Raw genomic sequence first — 3,436 nt, forward strand, 5'->3', positions numbered from 1 at the left:
GAATGCCTGCAACGCCTCGAGGATCTGCGGGTCGAGGTTCATGGGGGTTGCCTTCGATCTCGTCAGGTTCTGTCGGGGTGGGCGTCAGTGGGCCATCGCGGCGAGGGCATCCGCGTCGATGGTCGCGATCGAGCGGGTGTCCTGGAAGGCGCGCACGCCCTCGATGCCCTGCTCGCGGCCGAAGCCCGATTGCTTCATGCCGCCGAAGGGCGCGCGCAGGTCGAGGCGGGTGGCGCCGTGGTCGTTGACCCAGACGTAGCCGCACTCGAGCCGGGAGCCGATGCGTTGCGCGGTGGCCGGGTCGGCCGTCCACACCGAGCCGCACAGCCCGCCCCAGGTGTCGTTGGCCAGAGCGATGGCCTCGTCCTCGGTGCCGAACGGGATGATCGGGATGACCGGTCCGAACTGCTCCTGCGTCACCACGCGCAGCGACGGGTCCGGGTCGATCACCATGGCCGGCCGCAGGAAGTTGCCACCGGACAACTCGCCGCCAGGCAGCTCCCCGTACTCGCGTACCTCGGCGCCGGCGTCCTTGGCCTCCTGGATGATCTCCTCCACGAAGGCCTTCTGTGCCGGCTGGTGCAGCGGGCCCATCGTGGTGCCCTCGTCCAGGCCGTAGCCGAGCTTCACGTTCTCGAGGCGCGCCTCGAGGCCGGTGACGAGCTCGTCGAGGCGCGAGCGGTGCACGTAGACCCGCTTGGCGTTCATGCAGATCTGCCCGGTCGTGTCATAGATCGCGGAGAACAACCGGTCGAGGTGGGTGTCGTCGATGATCGCGTCCTCGGTGAGGATCGCCGCGTCGTTGCCGCCCAGCTCGAGCGTCACGCGGGTCAGGGTCTTCGACGCCATGTCCATCATCCGCTTGCCGCCGTTGACGCTGCCGGTGAAGCACACCTTCGCCACGTCGACGTTCTGGATCAGGCCGGCCATGTTCTCGTCGCGGCCCGTGACGACGTTCAGCACCCCCGGGGGCAGCTTCGCGGCGATCCGCTGCACGACGCGGGTCGTGGCCAGGGGCGCCGACGGGGGCGGCTTGACGATCGCGGTGTTGCCGGCCAGGAGTGCGTGCGGGAGGGCGGCGCCCAGGATCGCGATCGGCCAGTTGAACGGAACGATCACTGTCACCACGCCCAGCGGCTGGTAGCCGACCTGCGTCCTCACCGGGATGCCCGGTGCCGGCTCCAGCACCTTGCCCGCGTCCACCTGCTCCGCCAGACCCAACGCCAGCTGCCAGCGCAGCTCGAACACCAGGGCGTCGACCCACGCCTCCATGCGGATCTTGCCGTTCTCCTGCGACAGGATCGCCGCGTCCGTGTCGCGGTCGTCGGCGATGCCTGCAATCGCGTCGGCCATCGTCTTCGCCCGCTCCTGGGCCGAGAGTGCCGCCCACGCGGGGAACGCCGCCTTGGCCGCGGCCACGGCGTCCGCCACGTCCTCGGGTGAGGCCGCAGCCGCCTCACCCACCATCACGCCGGGCTTGCCCGGATCCGCGACCTGCAGGACGTCCGCGGTGGAGCGCTCCTCGCCCCCGATGAACAGTCCGGTCCGGACGGCCGTTGCCGCTTCGGTGGTGGTCATGTCGTTTCCCCTCGTACGGGTCCGTGTCCGCGTGCCGGCGCCGTCAGTCGCTCGTCGCGAACCGCAGGACGGGCTTGATGGTTCCGCCTGCAGCGGAGTCGGCAAAAGCCTTCTCGATGTCGGCGAAGTCGTAGAAGGTGACCAGCCGGTCGAAGGGGAATCGGCCCTTCCGCCACAGCTCGATCAGCCGCGGGATGAAGGTCTGCGGGACGGCGTCGCCCTCGATGATCATCTGCAGCTTCCACCCGCGGGTCATGGACAGGCCCGTCTCGAACGAGGTCTCCTGTCCAGGGGCCTGGGCGCCGACCAGCCCGACGGTCCCGCGGAGGGCCAGGGAGTCGGCGGCGGTGCGCAGGACGGCCGCCACCCCCGACGTCTCGAGGGCGAAGTCCACGCCGAGGCCGCCGGTCAGCTCCTTGATCCGCTCGGCGGCGTCGCCGTCGCGCGCATCGACGGTGTCGGTCGCGCCCAGTTCCTTCGCGAGCGACAGCCGCTCCGGGACGATGTCCACCGCGACGATCTGAGCGCAGCCGACCGCCTGCGCAGCGAGCACCGCGGACAGCCCCACCGCTCCCGCACCGAACACGGCGATGCTCGAGCCAGCGGGCGGACGCAGCGAGTTCATCACGGCTCCGGCGCCGGTCTGGATGCCGCAGCCGAGGGGCCCCATCAGCTCGAGCGGGACATCCGGCGGGACCGGGACCACCGAGCGGGCCTGCACGTTGGCCCGGCGCGCGAAGGACGACTGGCCGAAGAAGTGGGAGGAGATCGCCTCCCGGTTCTCCGGATCCCGCAGCGCGGTCGAGCCGTCGGGCCGGGTGCCGCCGAAGTTGCGCGCGTACAGGTCCGCGCAATACGTGTTGTCCCCGGCCAGGCACTGCCGGCACCGGCCACAGCTGTTCACCGAGAGGACGACGTGGTCGCCGACCGACACTCCGACCACCGCATCGCCCACCTGTTCGACGACGCCGGCACCCTCGTGCCCGAGCACCGCGGGCAGTGGCGTCGGGTAGATCTGCTCGCGCACCACCGCGTCCGTGTGGCACACCCCGGCGCCGACCAGGCGTACCCGCACCTCGTCAGCGCGGAGCTCGTCGAGCTCGATCTCCTGCAGCTGGAAGGGGCCGTTCTTCTCACGGACGACGGCTGCTTCGGTACGCATCGGCGCATCTCCTTCGTGTCTCGTCGCTATCCGGCCCGGCCCTACTGGTGGGTCGGCGCCCGACGGAAGTATGGGGTCGGCCACATCGCCGGCCCACCTCGGCACACGCTAGGGACCGCCGCGACCCCCGACGTGACCGTGACCGCACCCGCGCGTGCACCTCGGTGCACGGTGCGGCGCAGGTCACATCGATGGGCCATCACGGGCACGGGGCGGCCCGGGCCCGTGGCTAGCGTCGACGACGTCACAGCGAGGGCCCCGGCGCACACGGCAGCTGTGGAGCCCGGCGAGCAGCGAAGGGGCGTGCGGCATGGGTGACTTCAGCGGCAAGACAGCGTTGATCACAGGAGGAGCGGGCGGCATCGGGTCGGCGACGGCAGTGGTGCTGGCCAGACGGGGAGCCCACGTGTTCCTCGTCGACGCCGACGCAGAGGGGCTCGAGGGCGCCCGCTCCCGGGTCAAGGAGGCGGCCGGGGCTGACGGCGCGGTCGAGACCTTCGTCGCCGACGTGAGCCAGGAGGACCAGGTGGCCGCCTACGTGGGAGCGGCCTACGACGCGTTCGGCACCGTGGACGCGTTCTTCAACAACGCGGGCATCGAGGGGCCTGTGCGGCTCGTGGAGGAGTTCCCGGTCGAGGAGTTCGACCGGGTGCACGCGGTGAACGTCCGGGGCGTCTTCCTCGGCCTCCACCACGT

At 71.0% G+C, this 3,436-nt stretch carries 3 protein-coding genes; 1 reads left to right on the forward strand and 2 read right to left on the reverse strand.

Features of this window, described 5'->3' with window-relative positions:
* Positions 1-84: 84 nt before the first annotated feature.
* Together VN520_RS18240 and VN520_RS18245 are read right to left on the reverse strand one after the other, a co-directional pair.
* The gene (locus VN520_RS18240; protein WP_325747988.1) at positions 85-1,578 is read right to left on the reverse strand and encodes an aldehyde dehydrogenase family protein; all 1,494 of its coding nucleotides are present in this window, start codon (positions 1,576-1,578) and stop codon (positions 85-87) included.
* 43 nt (positions 1,579-1,621) lie between these two features.
* Positions 1,622-2,740, reverse strand: coding sequence for an NAD(P)-dependent alcohol dehydrogenase (locus VN520_RS18245; RefSeq protein ID WP_325747989.1), 1,119 nt, complete (start codon positions 2,738-2,740; stop codon positions 1,622-1,624).
* Positions 2,741-3,050: 310 nt separating this feature from the next.
* Between VN520_RS18245 and VN520_RS18250 the strand changes: the two genes are divergently transcribed.
* Positions 3,051-3,436 (forward strand): SDR family NAD(P)-dependent oxidoreductase (locus tag VN520_RS18250; protein ID WP_325747990.1); only part of this gene is annotated, 386 nt, incomplete at its 3' end.

The sequence above is a fragment of the Streptomyces sp. genome (genome assembly GCF_035563135.1).
Classification (GTDB): domain Bacteria; phylum Actinomycetota; class Actinomycetes; order Streptomycetales; family Streptomycetaceae; genus Streptomyces.